The following is a 15544-nucleotide window of genomic DNA, read 5'->3' on the forward strand; positions in this document are numbered from 1 at the left end:
CCAAACGGTCAAATCCCAGGCACGGGCGCGGCGTCAGCCGCCTTCGCCGGGAGCCTCGGAAAACAGGTCCATCTTGCCCGGCTTGCCGTCCATCTCGTCCGCGTTCGGCAGCGGGTCCTTCTTGGTCACGATCACCGGCCAGAGCTCGGAATACTTGCGGTTGAACTCGACCCATTTCTCCATCTCCGGCTCGGTGTCAGGCCGGATGGCATCCGCAGGGCACTCGGGCTCGCATACGCCGCAATCGATGCATTCGTCGGGGTGAATCACCAGCATGTTCTCGCCCTCGTAGAAACAATCCACGGGGCACACCTCGACACAGTCGGTGTATTTGCAGGCGATGCAATTGTCGTTGACGATGTAGGTCATGCGGGCCTCTTTGCCGTTCGGGGCAGAGGTATTGCAACCGCTCCGCTCATTCAAGCGGCTTGCCACGCATTCGGAGCGCCACGCGGCGTTCCTGCTGCGTGGGGCGAACGCCCGTTTGCGGTTGGGCCGGATCGCGAAACGCGCGTTCCGGCGGGGCGAGATCCTCGTAGAGGGCGCGCGCCTCGGGAGCGGGGCCCCGGCGGATGCCCAGCGCCACGATGCGAATGACGCGGATGTGGCTGTCCTTGGGAAAGGTCAGCGTGTCACCCGGCGCAACCAACCGGGACGGCTTGGAAATCGGCGTGCCGTCGACCCGCAGCTTGCCGTCGCTGACCAGCTTGGCAGCCAGGCTGCGGGTCTTGAAGAAGCGGGCATGAAACAGCCACTTGTCGATGCGCAGGCTATCCGCCGGAGCCTCGGTCACTCCTTCTTGAGCCCCATCAGAGCCTGGGCGAAGGGGTTGTCGGGGTCGATCTGCTTTTCCTTGCGGGGCGGGCGGGACTGGAAGTTCTGCGGCCCCTCGTCGCGGCGCGGGCCTCCCTTGCCTTTCGGGCCGCCCTTGCCGCGCGGCTTGCCCTTGCCCTGGCCCTTGGGCCGGTCGCCCTGGCGTTCGCCGCCATGGCGCTCGTTGCGGCGGCCTCCTCGGTTGCCACCCCAGGTGAAGGTGTAGAACACCTCCATCTCCGGTCCTGCAACATCGGCGTCGGGGGCAACGCCGGTGGCGTTCTCATCTGCCGCCACCTCCTCGACCGGCGCTTCAGGTGCGGGCTCGGCCGGCGTTTCGGCCAAGGGGGCCACGCCCTCGTCGGTCAGCGCCGCGGCCTCGGCAAGCGTGTCGGCAGGCGCCTCCACGGCGGGTGCCTCGGTTATGCCGCCCTCGGGTTGAGCCTCGGCGGCGTCCATCACCGGCGTGTCGCCTGCCACGGGCGCCTCGGCCCCGGGCACCACGGCATCAACCGCCTTCACCTTGGCGCGCTCGCCTTTCTCCGCCTTGTAGCCCAGCCCGCCCATGAGATCGGCGAACTGCTCCAGCGTCATGCCGGTGATCGACAGCATGTCTGCCGTGGCCTCGAAGCCTGCGCGGCTGTCCTGGCCGCGGAGCTGGTCGGCGAGGCGCTCCAACATGTCGATCCGGATGGCCCGCTGGCCGGCCGCGCGATAGCCCGACATCTGAGCGTAGCCCTCGGGCATCCCCTGCGGCGCGGGGATCGTCACCAGACCCGGCGGCGGGCTTTCAGGAAACTCGTCAAGCCCCTGCCAGAGCGACCAGAGCACCAGCCGCAGCCGCGTCGGCGCCGGCTTCAGCAGGAGCGGCATGAACACCGTGAACTGGCCAAAGCGGACACCATGCTTGCGCAGCGCGCCGCGCGCGTCCTGGTCAAGCGACTTCACGTCCTGGGCAACCTGGTCGCGCGGGATGACGCCGAGCGCCTCGACCAGCTGAAAGCCGAAGCCACGGGCCAGGCCGGTCAGCGCCGCGTCGTTCTGTACGTTGGTCAGCGGCTCGAAGAGCGCCGCGATCTTGCGGTCGATGAAGTGCTGCAGCCTGCGGGTGACCTTCTCGGCCACTTCGGGGCCGGCCTCATCATCGACAAAGGCCTTCACCTGCGGCTTGAGCGGCTCGTTCCCCTTGACCAGCTTGCCGACGGCATGCTCGCCCCACATCAGCCCGCCCTGCTCGGTATAGTCGAGCTCGGTATCGGGCGCGTTGTAAAAACGGTCGGAGAGCAGCGAGAACTGGGGGCCGAGTGCGGCAACAGCGGCGGAGCGCAGCGTCTTGGCCTCACCTGCATCGGCAGTGTCGGCCTGTCGGAAGCGGAAGCCTTCGAGCCGGCCCACCACATGGCCTTCGATCACCACTTCACCCTTGTCGTTCACATCGGCCACGAGGCTCTCCTTCTGCTTCAACCGCCGCAGCAACACGCTTGTGCGCCGGTCGACAAATCTCTGGGTCAGGGCGCCGTGGAGGGCGTCTGACAGGCGGTCTTCTACCGCGCGGGTGGCGTCGCGCCAATGGGATTCGTCGTCGAGCCAACCCTTGCGCTGGGCGACGTAGGTCCATGTGCGGATATACGCCAGCCGCTTGGACAACGTGTCGATGTCGCCTTCGGTTCGGTCGATGCGCTTGACCTGGCGGGCGAACCAGTCGTCGGGAACACGACCGAACTCATGCAGGTCGGTGAAGATCTTCGACAGAAGGCTGGTGTGCTCTGCCTGGGATATGCCCCGGAAGTCGGGGATCCGGCAGACATCCCAAAGCAGCCGGGTGTCGGCCCGCGATGCGGTGCGGGGGGCAAGCTCGGGCATGGCCGCCAGCGCCTTCAGCGCCCCCAGATCGTCGGCCTCGCGGGCCCGGGCGAGCAGCAGGTTGTCGGGCCGTGCCTCGAGCGAGGCGACGAGGTGGGCCGGCGTGCGGTAGTCGAGCTCCGGGTTGCGCCACTCGAGCTTTCGAACCGGCTCGAAGCGGTGCTCGGTGATCGCCTCCACCACCTCCTTAGAGAGCGGCGAGGCCTCCCCGGTCACGCCAAAGCTGCCGTCGCGCTGGTAGCGTCCGGCCCGCCCGGCGATCTGGCCCAACTCCTGCGCGGTGAGCGGGCGCATCCGGCGACCGTCGAACTTGGTGGTGGCCGAAAAGGCCACGTGGTTGAGGTCGAGGTTCAGCCCCATGCCGATGGCGTCGGTGGCGACGAGGTAATCGACATCGCCGTTCTGATAAAGCGCCACCTGGGCGTTGCGGGTGCGCGGACTGAGTGCGCCCATGACCACCGCGCAGCCACCTTTCTGGCGACGGATCAACTCGGCGATGGCATAGACATTCTCAACCGAGAACCCGACGATCGCGGAGCGGGCAGGCATCCGGCTTATCTTTTTCGAACCCCCGTAGGTAAGATGCGAAAACCGCTCACGCTTCACGAACGTCGCACGCGGCACCAGTTGGGCAATCGTCGAGCGCATGGTTTCCGCGCCCATGAAGATGGTCTCAAGCCGCCCGCGCGCGTTCAGAAGCCGGTCGGTGAACACGTGACCGCGGTCGGGGTCGGCGCAAAGCTGGATCTCGTCGACGGCCAGAAAATCGTGCTCGCCCGTCACCGGCATCGACTCGACCGTGCAGACCCAGAAGCGCGGGCGCGGCGGCACGATGCGTTCCTCGCCGGTGATCAGCGCCACCGCATTGGGGCCGCGCAGCCCCACGATCTTGTCATAGACCTCGCGCGCCAGGAGCCGGAGCGGCAGGCCGATCACACCCGTGGGGTAAGACAGCATCCGCTCGATGGCAAAGTGGGTCTTGCCGGTGTTGGTAGGGCCCAGCAGGGCCGTGATGCGCGCAGGCTCGCCGCCCATGGGGCCTCTCTTTTCAGGCTGTCGGGTGCGTCAGATGCGCTTGCCCATCACGGTGAATTCAAGCCGCTCGACGGCCTCCTTCACATTGGGGCGATGGGGGTGGATTTCCAGCACCTTCTGGTAGGCGGTGAGCGCGCGGGCCTCGTCTCCCATCTGCTCGAGGACCACGGCAAGCCCCGTCAGCGCCGCAAAATGGCGCGGATTCAGTTCCAGCGTGCGGCGGATGTCCTCCAGCGCAAGGCCGTATTCGTCGAGCTGGAAGAAAGCGGTGGCGCGGGCATTGAAGCCTTCGGCGAAATCCGGCGCATGATCGGTCAGGGCGGTCAGATGCTCGATGGCGAGGTCGTAGTCCTCGGCCTCCAACGCGTCACGGCCCTGTTTCAGCAGCAGGTCCATCGAAGCCGAGCCCGATCGCGACCATTCGATCCAGATCGCATCCTCGATCCGCTGCCAGCCCATCTGCTCGGGCTGCCCCAACTCGGCAAAGAGCTGATCGAGCGAAGGGCGCCCGCCTTCCGGCTCCGGCGCAACACCCACCTCGGGCGAGGGCGTGGGCATGTCCGGCGGCGCACCGGGCACGTCCTCCTCCTGCGCGGCCAGAGGTGCGGCAAATGCCATCAATACGGCAAATGCCGTGACGTGAAAGTTGAGGTGTCTGGCCAGAGTTCGCATATCTGTGCATGAGTTTAGCGCAAGCGTCGGGTGTGCCAAGCCCCCGGTCGGTCACATTGGAAGGAGAAACATCATGAGTTCCGTAGTCGATAGCGCCGTTGCGGCCCTGAACGAGAAACTGGGCGGAGGTTTTGACGGGGTCGCGAAGTTCGTGATCGAGGACGAAGGCTCGATCATCGTCGATTCAGACGGCGCCCGTGCGAGTGACGACGAGGCCGAGGTGACCATGAGCGCCGATGCCGAGACCTTCGAGGCGATTCTCTCGGGCGATCTCAACCCGACCGCCGCCTTCATGGGCGGCCGCCTGAAGGTCGACGGCGACATGGGGCTCGCGATGAAACTCGGCGGCGCGCTGAGCTGAGGCGTGGAAGAAGCTCCACTCTACGATGAGGCGGACGGCCCCGAGGGGGGCCGCGCCTTCTGGCTCACCTGCAGCGACGGTGTGCGGGTGCGCATGGGATGGTGGCCCGCCGAGACCGCGCGGGGCACCATCCTGTTCTTTCCCGGACGCACCGAATACGTCGAAAAATACGGACGTGCAGCACGCGCCTACGTGGCGGGAGGCTGGAACTTCGCGGCAATGGACTGGCGCGGCCAGGGCCTTGCCGACCGCGCTCTGCCCGACCCGGCAACCGGACACGTCAACCAGTTCGACGACTACCAGCGCGACGTCGACGCGATGGTGGAGGCCGTCGCCGCGCTCGAAGGCGGCCCCCTGCCTCGCGTTCTGATCGGTCACTCCATGGGCGGCTGCATCGGGTTGCGTGCGGCCGGGCGTCTCGACCTGGCCGCAGTGGCCTTCTCGGCTCCGATGTGGGGCATCAAGTTTCACCCGGCGGTCAAGCCCGCGGCCTGGGTGCTCTCGGCGCTCTCCCGACCGTTGGGCATGGGCGCGCGCTATGCGCCGGGCACGGTCCCCGAGACCTATGCCCTGGCCGCCCAGTTTGCCGACAACATGCTCACGCGGGACGAGGAGATGTGGCTCTACATGCGAGCCCAGCTCACCGCTCACCCCGAACTGGCGCTCGGCGGTCCGAGCCTGCACTGGCTGAACCGGGCACTGGTGGAGATGCGGGCCTTGCTGCGCGCACCCGCGCCCGACCTGCCCTGCCTCACCTACCTCGGCGGCAACGAGCGCATCGTCGACCCGGAGGCCGTGCGGCTGCGCATCTCCACCTGGCCCGGCGCCGAACTGGTCGAGCCCGAGGGCGCGGAGCACGAGATCCTGATGGAAACGCCGGAGGTGCGAAATGATTTCATCTCCCGGACCCTGGCCTTCTTCGACGCGCAGATCGCCTGACACACCGGCATGAAAAAGGCCCGCGCAGGGGCGCGGGCCAGTCCTTCTCGCCTTTCGAGAATTCAGCTCATTCGAGTGTCAGCGCCACGAAGCGCGGCTCGCCGGAGCGGCGAATCAGCAGCAGGAGCGATTTGCGCCCGGCCTCGCGGGCCTCTTCGACGCGATCCTCCAGATCGGTCACGGCACGCACCTTCTGCTGGCCGGCCTCGGTGATGATGTCCCCGGCGCGAAGTCCCTTCTCATAGGCCTCCGACATCTCGTCGACCTCCTTGATCACGAGGCCCTCCTCTGCACCGTCGAGGCCCATCTGGGTGCGCAGATCGTCGGTCAGCGTGGTGACCGTGAGGCCCAGCAGCTCCTGCTCCTGGGGCGCCTCGGGCTCATCCTCGCCCTGCTCCGCAACCGCGGGCACGGCCCCTTCGGCCTCTTCACGGCGGCCCAGCGTGACCTTGAGGGTTTCTGTCTTGCCGTCGCGGAACACCACCATGCGGACGGTCTTGCCCACCTCGGTGTTCCCCACGCGGCGGACGAGGCCGCGCACGTCTTCAACCTCCTGCCCGTCGAAGCTGATGATCACGTCGCCCGACTTCATGCCGGCATCCATTGCCGGGCCTTCCGGAACGTCGGTCACCAGCGCGCCCTTGGCCGGCGTCAGGCCGATCGCCTCGGCCACGTCCGGTGTCACGTCCTGGATCCGCACGCCGAGCCAGCCGCGACGGGTTTCGCCGAACTGCTTGAGCTGGTCCACGACCTTGGTCACCACGTTGGAGGCCATCGAAAAGCCAATGCCGATGGAGCCGCCGTTGGGGCTGAGGATCGCGGTGTTCACCCCGATCACCTCGCCGTTCATGTTGAACAGCGGGCCGCCGGAGTTACCGCGGTTGATGGCGGCATCGGTCTGGATGTAGTCGTCATAGGTGCCCGAGAGCGCCCGGTTGCGGGCCGAAACGATGCCGGCAGAGACCGAGAAGCCCTGGCCCAGCGGGTTGCCCATGGCAATGACCCAATCGCCCACGCGGGCGGTGTTGCTGTCGCCGAAGGGCACGTAAGCCAGCGCCTCTTCGGGCTCGACCTTCAGGAGGGCGATGTCGGTATTCGCATCCGTCCCGACCACCACGGCGTCCAGTTCCTGTCCGGAAAAGAACTCGATGGTGATCTGATCGGCTCCCTCGATGACGTGGTTGTTGGTGACGATGAAACCGTCTTCCGAGATCACGAAGCCCGAACCCAGCGCCGAGCTGCGGCGCGGCTGATTGGGATTGCCTTCACGGTCGAGGAAGTCGCGGAAGAAATCTTCGAACGGAGACCCCTCCGGCACCTGGGGCGCCGGGCCGGTGCGACGCGAGACTGTGGTGGAGGTGGTGATGTTCACCACCGCCGGGCTGATCTGGTCGGCGAGATCGGCAAAGCTGCCGGGGATGGTGCGCGATTGGGCGTTCACCGACTGGGCCGCCAGCAGCGCCAGGCCCAGGAGAAGCGCGAAGGTCGCGCGAAGCACGTAGCCCCGCCTGCGGTCCTGCACCTGAGGAATTGCGATTGCCTGTGAAGTCACTGGATGGTCTCCCTTGATCGTCAGGGCACGCGATCCGACCATGGTGCATCAAGGTCGGCAAGCTGCCCCTGCTCTGCTGTCGCCTTCTTTCCAGATAGGGAGGCGACAGCGCAACTCAATGGCTATCGCGGTGCGTCACTTGGACGTGAGGCCCGCGTCAGCCGGTTATGGCGAGTTTTTCAGCCGGGGCGACGTGGCGCAAGGGGCCGGATGCCCTCGATCGGTGAAATCTGCCGTCATCAGGGCCTCAGCCGCCCAGCCAGGCCGCCGCCCAGAGCAAAAGCGCGCCCGCGGTGAGCGCCAAAAGGCCGAGCGTGCGACGGGCTTCGAGCGGCAAAGACACGACCCAGCGCAGGATGTCCTCATAAAGCGAAGGGGCCAGTGCAAGCACCAGCCCCTCCACGAGGCAGATGGCACCAAGCGCGAAGAGCGCCAGGGCCAAGGGTCAGTTCCCCGTACTTTCGGCGGGGGCCTCCTCGGCGGGAGCCTCCTCATCGGACGGTGCCAGCTCGGCCGGGACCGGCGCATCGGTGGAGGCGTCGGTTTCGCCGGCAGGCTCGGTGGGCACCTCGGGCGCGGCCTCTGGTGTGGCCTCTTCATCGGGCATGTCCACCGGCTCGGGCATGGCTTCGGTCACCGCCTCGGCCTCACTTGCGGTCTCGGCAGCCGATTCCTCGGCAGCGCGGATCGCAGCCGCATTGGCCTCGCGGGCCGCGGCCGCCGCCGCCTCGTCAACCGGCGCGGGGGCCACTCCGGCGGCGGAGCCATCGGAGCGCAGATAGTTGAAGAACTCCGAGTCGGGGCTCATCACCATCGACGAGTTCGAGCCCTTCAGCGCGTTCTCGTAGGCCGTGAGCGAGCGGTAGAACTCGAAGAACTCCTGGTCCTGCCCATAGGCCTCGGCGAAGATGCTGTTTCGCTCGGCGTCGGCCTGACCCTGGATGATCCGGGCATCGCGGCGCGCTTCGGCGAGGATCTCCTCGTAGGTCCGGTCGGCCGAGGCCCGCACCCGCTGGGCCGCTTCCTGGCCTCGCGCCCGCTCGTCGATGGCTTCGCGTTCCCGCTCGGCGATCATCCGTTGCAGCGTGGCGTCGAAGTTCTGCTCGGGCAGGTTGGTCTGCCGCAGCCGCACGTCGACCACCTCGATGCCCAGCGCGGAGGCACGGTCATTCGCCCGGTCCTCGATCTGGTCCATCAGCGCGGTCCGCTCGGGCGACAGGATGGTGTTCGAGGTCACGCCGTCGGAGCCCAGAACGGCCCGGATCTGGCCGTCCAGGATGTCGTTCAGCTGGATCTGCGCGGCGCGCTCGTCGCCCGCACCGAGGGCCTGGCGGAACTGCACCAGATCGACGATGCGCCACAGCACGAAAGCATCCACCACCAGGCGCCGGTCATCGGCGGGGGTGACCTCGATCAGCGGAGTCTCGATCGAGAGGATACGATCCTCGTAGGACACCACGTCATCGAGCAGCGGCACCTTCAGGTACCAGCCCGGATCGGTCCGTTCCTGCTTGATCTGGCCGAAACGCAGCACCAGCACCTTTTCGCGTTCGTCGACGATGTAGATCGACGACAGGAGGGCCGCCAGCACGATGGCGACCACGGGGATGAGATAGGAGGCGCGGTTCATCAGTTGCTCCCTCCGCTGGTGGTGGGTCGGCGCAGTTCGTTCAGCGGCAGGTAAGGCACGATGCCCTGGCCTCCGCCCTCGCCGGACTGGTTTTCGAGAATGATCTTGTCGACGTCGCCCAGCACCTTCTCCATCGTTTCGAGATAGAGACGCTTGCGGGTGACCTCGGGCGCGGCGCGATACTCTTCGAGCACCGACAGGAAGCGCGAGCTCTCACCGGTGGCGTCGTTCACCACGCGGGAGCGGTAGGCCTCGCTCTCCTCGAGGATCCGGGCACCCTGGCCACGCGCGGCCGCGAGGCGGCCGTTGGCATAGGCATCGGCCTGGCGCTCGACCTGGTCGCGCTCCTGCTCGGCGGCCTGCACGTCGCGGAAGGCGTCGATGACCGAGGTGGTCTTGGTCTGGCCGTTGATATCGGTCACCTGCACTTGCTGGCTCGGCGGGTCCACCTTGTTGAAGTTGACGCGAACCACGTTGATGCCGGTCTTCTGCTGGTCGAGGATCTGCTGGATCAGCTCGTCCACCCGCGCCTCGATCGCCGCACGGTCGCGGTTGAGGATCGGGGCCAGCTCGGATTGCGCGATGACCTCACGCATGGCGCTTTCTGCCACCGAGCGCACGGTCAGCTCCGGCTCTTGCAGCGAGAACAGGAAATCGGCCGCGTTCTTCACGTTCCAGACCACCTGGAAGTCGATGTCGACGATATTCTCGTCGGTGGTCAGCATCAGCCCGTCATTGCCGGTCTGGCCACGACGCACGCCGATGTCTTCGGTGCGGTTGGTGGTCACGTCGATCACCTCGGCGGTCACGAGGGGCCAGGGGGCAAAGTTCAGGCCCTCGGTCCCGATGTCGGAGAACTCACCGAGAAACAGCTCGACCGACTGTTGTTCCGGCCGGACAGTGTAAAAGCTGGAGAAGGCCCAGAGCAGAACCGCCGCGCCGGCACCGATCAGCACGGTGCCACGGGTCAGCCATGGTGCGCCGCCGCCGCCGGGGCCGCGGCCACCGGGCCCGCGGCTGCCGTTGCCGCCGCGCCCGCCCATCAGCACCTTCAGCTGTTCCTGGCCTTTGCGCATGATCTGGTCGATTTCCGGGATGCCCGAGCCTTCGCCGGGCCTGCGTCCGCCGCCCGGACGGTTCGAACGGTCATTGTCGTCGCCGTTGCCGCCTCCGCCGCCGCCGGACGATCCGCCGCCCCAGGGGCCGCCGTTGTTGCCAGCCATATGTGTCTCTTTCCTCTTCCTTGCGGTGCCGCCTGTCTCGGCGGTGTCTTGGTGATTGTCTAGCACAAGTGGTCAGGAAAGCGCCAAATTCAACCGTTTCCCGGCGTTCAGCGCCCTAACGCACCGGTGACTTCATCGTCACCAGCTCCTCGGCCATGGTCGGATGAACCGCGCAAGTGCGGTCGAAATCTTCCTTTGTGGCCCCCATCTTGATCGCGATCCCGGCCAGCTGGATCATCTCGCCCGCCTCGGGTGCGACGATGTGGCAGCCCCGCACCTTGCGGCTCTCCTTGCCGACGATGAGCTTCATAAGCACCCGGTCGTCGGTATGGGCGAAGGCGGTCTTCATCGGGCGGAAGGAGGTGGCGTAGACCTCGAAATCCTCGCCGCCCGCATCCCGCGCGCGCTCGGCCTCGTTTTCGGTGATGCCAACGGTGCCCAGTTCGGGCTGGGTGTAGACGGCCGAGGGCACCAGCTCGTGATCGACCGGGGTGGGCCTGCCGTGAAACACCGTTTCGACGAAAGCCACGCCTTCGCGGATCGCCACCGGCGTCAGCTCGACCCGGCCCGTCACGTCGCCGATGGCGTAGATCGAGGGCACATCGGTCTGGCTGTACTCGTTGACCAGGATCTCGCCGTTGCGACCCAGCTTGACGCCGGCCTCTTCGAGCCCGAGGCCCTTGGTGCTGGGATCGCGGCCGGTGGCGAAGAGCACCTTGCCATAGGTGCCCTGGTGGCCGGTGGAGGTGCGGACGTTGACGCCGCTGTCGACTTTCACCATCTCGATGATCGATGTGCCGCAATGGATCTCGATGCCGAGGCTCGCCATGTGATCCGCCAGGTGGCCGCGGGCCTCGTCATCGAAACCGCGCAGGATCTGGGCCCCCCGCAGGAATATCGTGGTCTTCACACCCAGGCCGTTGAGAATGCAGGCCATTTCGCAGGCGATGAAGCCCCCGCCGATGATCAGGATGCTCTCGGGCAGCTCGTCGAGCAGGAAGATGTCGTTGGAACTGATGCCCAGCTCCTCGGCGCCCTCCAGCGGCGGAAAGCTCGGGGCGCCGCCGGTGGCCAGGAGGATGTGACGGCACTTGAACGTGGTGCCATCGTCCAGCTCCACCGTATGCGGGTCCTTCAGCACGGCCCGCTGATGATGGATCTCCACCCCCGCCTTTTCGAGGTTGGTGGTGTAGATCTGCTCGAGCCGGTTGAGCTCGGCGTGGAGATGGTGACGGAACTGCTTCCAGTCGAAGCTGCCGGCGTGAACGGTCCAGCCGTAGGCCTGGGCCAGCTTGATCTCCTCGGGAAAATGCGAGGCGTAGACCATCAGCTTTTTGGGCACGCAGCCGCGGATCACGCAGGTGCCGCCCATGCGGTATTCTTCAGCCAGACCAACCTTTTGGCCCGCTTCGGCGCTTGCCAGCCGTGCCGCGCGCACCCCGCCGGATCCGCCGCCGATGACGAAGAGATCGTAGTCGAATTCCATTGCCCTGCCTCTCTGGCCGCCCCCTCCCCTGTCAGAAGTCGGCGAAGATGTTGTCTCCCTCGAGAAGGTCGATCTTCTCTTCCTCCTCGGTGCCTTCGTTGATGTCGCGCACCTGCACGCGACCGTCGCCGTGGCCGATGATCACCACGTCGCAGATATCGATGAACAGACCGTTTTCAACCACGCCGGGCACCTGATTGAGCACCAGGCTCAGCTGGCGGGCATTGCCGATGCGGCGCAGGTGCAGGTCGATGATGTAGTTGCCCTCGTCGGTGACATAGGGCGTGTCGTCGTTCATCCGGAGCGAGGTGTCGCGGCCCAGAACGTCCATGTTTATAAGGGTTTCCTCGACCAGCGCCTTGGTCGTCTGCCAGCCGAAGGGGATCACCTCGATGGGCAGCGGAAAGGCCCCCAGCGCGGTCACGTCCTTGGCGGCGTCGGCGATCACCACCATGCGGTCGGAGGCCGTGGCGACGATCTTTTCCTGCAACAGCGCGCCGCCGCCGCCCTTGATCAGGTTCAGCTCGCCGTCAAACTCGTCGGCCCCGTCGATGGTGAGATCGAGCCACTTGGCCTCATCGAGCGAGATCACCGGGATGCCCAGTTCGCGGGCCAGGTCGGCGGTGCGGGTGGAGGTGGGAACGCCAACGATATCAAGCCCTTCGGCCTGCATCTTCTCGGCAAGGCAGCGCACCATCCAGGCCGCGGTGGAGCCCGTGCCGAGGCCGATGCGCATGCCGTCCTGCACGTAGTCCACCGCCCGTTTGGCGGCGACGAACTTGGCCTTGTCGATGGGCGAGAGGTCGGTCATCGGCATGTTCCCATGGTCGCAGTTCCGCCCGTTTATAAGGGCTGGCGCGCAGGGGTGCGAGGGCAAAAGAGCCGCGGGGCAGGCGCAGGCGCGGGCTTTGCGCAAATGCCCCGACGCGGGCAGCCGAACCCGCGTTAACCGCGAAAAGCAGCAATACACAACCGATACACAACCCATGCACATCCCATACCTATGCAAAAATGCAGGACGGGCTGCGTTACCTCACCGTGCGCAGGGGCTTGACGGGGGCCACGCCGGGCGGCGGATGCGGGCCACGAACATCGGGCGGAGCGGGTGGCCCTCGGCGATCTCGGGGTGGTCGAAGGCCAGCTCGGGCGCCTCCGCCATGCCGATCCGGGCCATGACCGCGCGGGAGGGCGCGTTGAGCGTGGGCGTGTAGGCGAGAATTTCGGAGAGCCCCTGGCCCCAGCCCCAGGCGAGCCAGGCGCGGGCGGCCTCTGAGGCGATCCCCTTGCCCCAGGCCGAGGGGGTGAGCCGCCAGCCGATCTCGACACAGGGCGAGATCGGCAGACCCTCGGGCCGGTGCAGGCCGCACATGCCGAGCAACCGCCCGTCACGGTCGGTGACCGCCGAGAAGGCCAGGCCGACCGTCCGCCAGCGCTCGGCGCAGCGGTCGAGCATCTCGGCGGTTTCGGCATCGGTCTTCGGGCTCGGGAAGTAGCGCATCACGCGCGGGTCGGCGTTGATCGCGGCAAAGGCGGCAAGGTCGCGCGGCTCGAAGGGGCGGAGCAGGAGGCGGTCGGTTTCGATCATGGTGCGGGCATCGTGCGGGAAACGTCGCTTTCAGGCTTGCCGGGGCGCGGCGAGGTGCCATGGTGGCGGCCATGTTCGTCTCCGTCTTCGACATGTTCAAGGTGGGCATTGGCCCCTCGTCGTCTCATACCATGGGGCCGATGGTGGCCGCCGCGCGCTATCTCGACAGGCTGCGGGGCCTGCCCTTTGCGGTGGCGGGCGTGCGGGCGCGGCTGCACGGGTCGCTGGCCTTTACCGGGGTCGGGCATGCGACCGACCGAGCGGTGATCCTCGGGCTCTGCGGGCTGGTGCCGGAGAGCTACGAGGCGGAGGCCGGAGAGGCCGCGCTGGCCGATGTGAAGGCGCGCGGCGTGGTGGAGCCCGAGGGGCTTGTGCTGCGCTTTGCCCCGGCCAACGACCTGATCTTCGACTATGATGCCCCCCTGCCCGGCCACCCCAACGGGCTCGCCTTCGAGGCGCTGGATGCGCAGGGCGACGTGATCGACCGCGAGGTTTACTACTCGGTCGGCGGCGGCTTCGTGATGAGCGAGGCGGAGCTGGCGGCGGGCAAGGACGTGGACGACGGCGCGCCGGTGCCCTTTGCCTTCAAGAGCGCGCAGGAGATGCTCGACATGGCCGCCGAGAGCGGGCTCTCGATTGCCGCGATGAAGATGGCCAACGAGCGGACCCGGCGGAGCACGGCGGAGATCGAGCGCGGGCTGGCGCGGATCTGGGAGGTGATGAACAGCTGCTTGCAGCGCGGGCTGGAGAGCGAGGGCGTGCTGCCCGGCGGGCTGAAGGTGAAGCGGCGGGCGGCGAAGATCTGGCAGGCCCTGCAGGCCGAGCGCGGCATGAACCTGACCGCGCCCCACACGATCAACGACTGGATGAGCTGCTACGCGATGGCGGTGAACGAGGAGAACGCGGCGGGCGGGCAGGTGGTGACGGCGCCGACCAATGGGGCCGCGGGGGTGGTGCCGGCGGTGATCCGGTACTGGCTGGACCATGTGCCGGGGGCAGTGCCCTCGCGCGTGGGGGAGTTTTTGCTGACGGCGGCGGCGGTGGGCGGGCTGATCAAGCACAACGCTTCGATCAGTGGCGCCGAGGCAGGGTGCCAGGCAGAGGTGGGGAGCGCGGCGGCGATGGCGGCGGCGGGGCTCTGTGCGGTGATGGGCGGGTCAGTGGAGCAGGTGGAGAATGCGGCGGAGATCGCCCTGGAGCATCACCTGGGGATGACCTGCGACCCGGTGCGCGGGCTGGTGCAGGTGCCCTGCATCGAGCGCAACGGGCTGGGGGCGATCAAGGCTGTCTCGGCGGCGTCGCTGTCATTGAGGGGGGACGGCTCGCATCTGGTGCCGCTGGACGCCTGCATCAAGACGCTGATGGAGACGGGCCGGGACATGAGCGAGAAGTACAAGGAGACGGCCCTGGGCGGGCTGGCGGTGAATGTGCCGAATTGTTGAAGGGGGTTTCGTCAGACTCTAGCACGCTTCCCAGTTATTGATTCTATTAACTTCCTGCTATGAGATCCGATTTCCGAGCTATTGCGCGCCGCGTATTCATTAATCTTCCTTACATGGCGAGGGGAATCTCGGACGATAAGAGGTATCTTACTACCCGGATCATGGAGCACCACCAAAGCAAACCTCGGGGATATCGGCATCCAAAGTTCCGTTTTGGGATCGTTTAGCGCGTTCGACCCGCCATTGCCAACGCGATATACCATCAGGCTACTAAGTATGTATGCATGTTTGCTTGGGATCGTAGCCCATCGAACCGACAGTTCACTAAGTGCCGCGGCAACCCTATCAGATCGACTAATCGTAGCCCTCACCCTAATCGACCGACCCAATTCAATTAGTTTTGAAGAATCGCCCAAGACAGACGAAGTCTTGACATACTCGGACAGATCTTTCTTTTTTCCAAGCTCCACAAGAGTACGCTCAATTAACTCTTTGCCGATCTCCAAATCGTTATGAGGTCTTGGGAATTCCGGAGTCCGCTTAGCCATTTCAAGAACGACTTCCTTAATCGAATCAAGAGGAATCCCTGAGAAGACGGGAGCGGCCCCCCGTTCAAGTGCAGATATAAACTCGGGAACAACTTCGCCGAGGTAGTTGTCAATAACTCCGTAATGTTCACGCTCTATGGTGTCGGAGAGTTCGTCATTGTGCACAATAGTATAGTAATTTCGTGAATAGAATGCTTTATCAATGTGCTTAAGGTACGGCGCGCAGTACTCGCCCCCCAATTCACGCTTAGAGAACCAAATATGGTTAGGCTCAGCGAGAAAGGACCTTTGAAGCACCTTCGGCACGTAGTGGTGGTTCTTGCTACGTTTCGACATCTAAAAAATGGAACCCTTAAAGCGGTAATGCTTGGCCTTTGGACTAAGTATGCTCCAAG

At 65.9% G+C, this 15544-nt stretch carries 15 protein-coding genes; 3 read left to right on the top strand and 12 right to left on the bottom strand.

The genetic code is table 11. The features are described 5' to 3' along the window. Positions 1 to 33: 33 nt before the first annotated feature. From fdxA to BUR94_RS11150, 4 genes are read right to left on the bottom strand one after another with little or no spacing between them, the layout of a single operon-like run. Positions 34 to 369, bottom strand: coding sequence for a ferredoxin FdxA (gene fdxA / locus BUR94_RS11135; protein ID WP_074256303.1), 336 nt, complete (start codon positions 367 to 369; stop codon positions 34 to 36). 46 nt (positions 370 to 415) lie between these two features. Next, positions 416 to 793, bottom strand: coding sequence for an RNA-binding S4 domain-containing protein (locus tag BUR94_RS11140; RefSeq protein ID WP_074256304.1), 378 nt, complete (start codon positions 791 to 793; stop codon positions 416 to 418). Continuing rightward, entirely contained in the window at positions 790 to 3711 is a 2922-nt protein-coding gene (locus BUR94_RS11145; protein WP_074256305.1) for a helicase-related protein, read from the bottom strand. The genes BUR94_RS11140 and BUR94_RS11145 overlap by 4 nt, the downstream gene beginning before the upstream one ends. Positions 3712 to 3741: 30 nt before the next feature. After that, complete coding sequence (locus BUR94_RS11150) at positions 3742 to 4329, bottom strand: tetratricopeptide repeat protein (RefSeq protein ID WP_245794440.1); 588 nt, start codon at positions 4327 to 4329, stop codon at positions 3742 to 3744. A 127-nt stretch (positions 4330 to 4456) separates the two neighbouring features. Between BUR94_RS11150 and BUR94_RS11155 the strand changes: the two genes are divergently transcribed. Together BUR94_RS11155 and BUR94_RS11160 are read left to right on the top strand one after the other, a co-directional pair. Continuing rightward, positions 4457 to 4744 carry an SCP2 sterol-binding domain-containing protein gene (locus BUR94_RS11155; protein WP_074256307.1) on the top strand — a complete coding sequence of 96 codons (288 nt, stop codon included), beginning with the start codon at positions 4457 to 4459 and terminating at the stop codon, positions 4742 to 4744. 3 nt (positions 4745 to 4747) lie between these two features. Beyond that, positions 4748 to 5683: an alpha/beta fold hydrolase gene (locus tag BUR94_RS11160; protein WP_074256308.1), complete on the top strand. Its 936-nt coding sequence runs from the start codon at positions 4748 to 4750 to the stop codon at positions 5681 to 5683. Between the two features lie 67 nt (positions 5684 to 5750). On the opposite strand, the gene BUR94_RS11165 is transcribed toward BUR94_RS11160, so the two are convergent. From BUR94_RS11165 to BUR94_RS11195, 7 genes are all read right to left on the bottom strand, one after another. Then, a complete protein-coding gene (locus BUR94_RS11165) occupies positions 5751 to 7277 on the bottom strand; it encodes a Do family serine endopeptidase (protein WP_084193004.1) in 1527 nt (508 codons plus the stop codon). 205 nt (positions 7278 to 7482) lie between these two features. After that, positions 7483 to 7677 (bottom strand): DUF2065 family protein, encoded by a 195-nt coding sequence (locus tag BUR94_RS11170; protein ID WP_074256309.1) that lies wholly within the window; start codon positions 7675 to 7677, stop codon positions 7483 to 7485. 3 nt (positions 7678 to 7680) lie between these two features. Next, positions 7681 to 8865, bottom strand: a complete 1185-nt coding sequence (gene hflC, locus BUR94_RS11175; RefSeq protein WP_084193005.1) for a protease modulator HflC — start codon at positions 8863 to 8865, stop codon at positions 7681 to 7683. Further along, complete coding sequence (gene hflK / locus BUR94_RS11180) at positions 8865 to 10088, bottom strand: FtsH protease activity modulator HflK (RefSeq protein ID WP_175570462.1); 1224 nt, start codon at positions 10086 to 10088, stop codon at positions 8865 to 8867. The genes hflC and hflK overlap by 1 nt, the downstream gene beginning before the upstream one ends. Before the next feature lie 115 nt (positions 10089 to 10203). Continuing rightward, positions 10204 to 11574 (bottom strand): glutathione-disulfide reductase, encoded by a 1371-nt coding sequence (gorA, locus tag BUR94_RS11185; RefSeq protein WP_074256310.1) that lies wholly within the window; start codon positions 11572 to 11574, stop codon positions 10204 to 10206. 31 nt (positions 11575 to 11605) lie between these two features. Beyond that, a complete protein-coding gene (gene rpiA, locus BUR94_RS11190; protein ID WP_074256311.1) occupies positions 11606 to 12385 on the bottom strand; it encodes a ribose-5-phosphate isomerase RpiA in 780 nt (259 codons plus the stop codon). Between the two features lie 222 nt (positions 12386 to 12607). Then, positions 12608 to 13159 (bottom strand): GNAT family N-acetyltransferase, encoded by a 552-nt coding sequence (locus tag BUR94_RS11195; protein WP_074256312.1) that lies wholly within the window; start codon positions 13157 to 13159, stop codon positions 12608 to 12610. A 71-nt stretch (positions 13160 to 13230) separates the two neighbouring features. On the opposite strand from BUR94_RS11195, the gene BUR94_RS11200 reads away from it, so the two are divergent. Beyond that, complete coding sequence (locus tag BUR94_RS11200) at positions 13231 to 14601, top strand: L-serine ammonia-lyase (protein WP_074257693.1); 1371 nt, start codon at positions 13231 to 13233, stop codon at positions 14599 to 14601. 11 nt (positions 14602 to 14612) lie between these two features. On the opposite strand, the gene BUR94_RS11205 is transcribed toward BUR94_RS11200, so the two are convergent. Beyond that, on the bottom strand, positions 14613 to 15485 hold the full coding sequence (locus tag BUR94_RS11205) for a DUF4238 domain-containing protein (protein ID WP_074256313.1): 873 nt from the start codon (positions 15483 to 15485) through the stop codon (positions 14613 to 14615). Positions 15486 to 15544 lie beyond the last annotated feature (59 nt).

This window comes from Vannielia litorea (assembly GCF_900142295.1).
Taxonomy (GTDB): domain Bacteria; phylum Pseudomonadota; class Alphaproteobacteria; order Rhodobacterales; family Rhodobacteraceae; genus Vannielia; species Vannielia litorea.

Coding starts and splice junctions, on each gene's coding strand:
- fdxA (WP_074256303.1), bottom strand. CDS start 369: ATGACCTACATCGTCAACGACAATTGCATCGCCTGCAAATACACCGAC.
- BUR94_RS11145 (WP_074256305.1), bottom strand. CDS start 3,711: ATGGGCGGCGAGCCTGCGCGCATCACGGCCCTGCTGGGCCCTACCAAC.
- BUR94_RS11150 (WP_245794440.1), bottom strand. CDS start 4,329: ATGGCATTTGCCGCACCTCTGGCCGCGCAGGAGGAGGACGTGCCCGGT.
- BUR94_RS11155 (WP_074256307.1), top strand. CDS start 4,457: ATGAGTTCCGTAGTCGATAGCGCCGTTGCGGCCCTGAACGAGAAACTG.
- BUR94_RS11165 (WP_084193004.1), bottom strand. CDS start 7,277: ATGGTCGGATCGCGTGCCCTGACGATCAAGGGAGACCATCCAGTGACT.
- hflC (WP_084193005.1), bottom strand. CDS start 8,865: ATGAACCGCGCCTCCTATCTCATCCCCGTGGTCGCCATCGTGCTGGCG.
- hflK (WP_175570462.1), bottom strand. CDS start 10,088: ATGGCTGGCAACAACGGCGGCCCCTGGGGCGGCGGATCGTCCGGCGGC.
- gorA (WP_074256310.1), bottom strand. CDS start 11,574: ATGGAATTCGACTACGATCTCTTCGTCATCGGCGGCGGATCCGGCGGG.
- rpiA (WP_074256311.1), bottom strand. CDS start 12,385: ATGACCGACCTCTCGCCCATCGACAAGGCCAAGTTCGTCGCCGCCAAA.
- BUR94_RS11195 (WP_074256312.1), bottom strand. CDS start 13,159: ATGATCGAAACCGACCGCCTCCTGCTCCGCCCCTTCGAGCCGCGCGAC.
- BUR94_RS11200 (WP_074257693.1), top strand. CDS start 13,231: ATGTTCGTCTCCGTCTTCGACATGTTCAAGGTGGGCATTGGCCCCTCG.
- BUR94_RS11205 (WP_074256313.1), bottom strand. CDS start 15,485: ATGTCGAAACGTAGCAAGAACCACCACTACGTGCCGAAGGTGCTTCAA.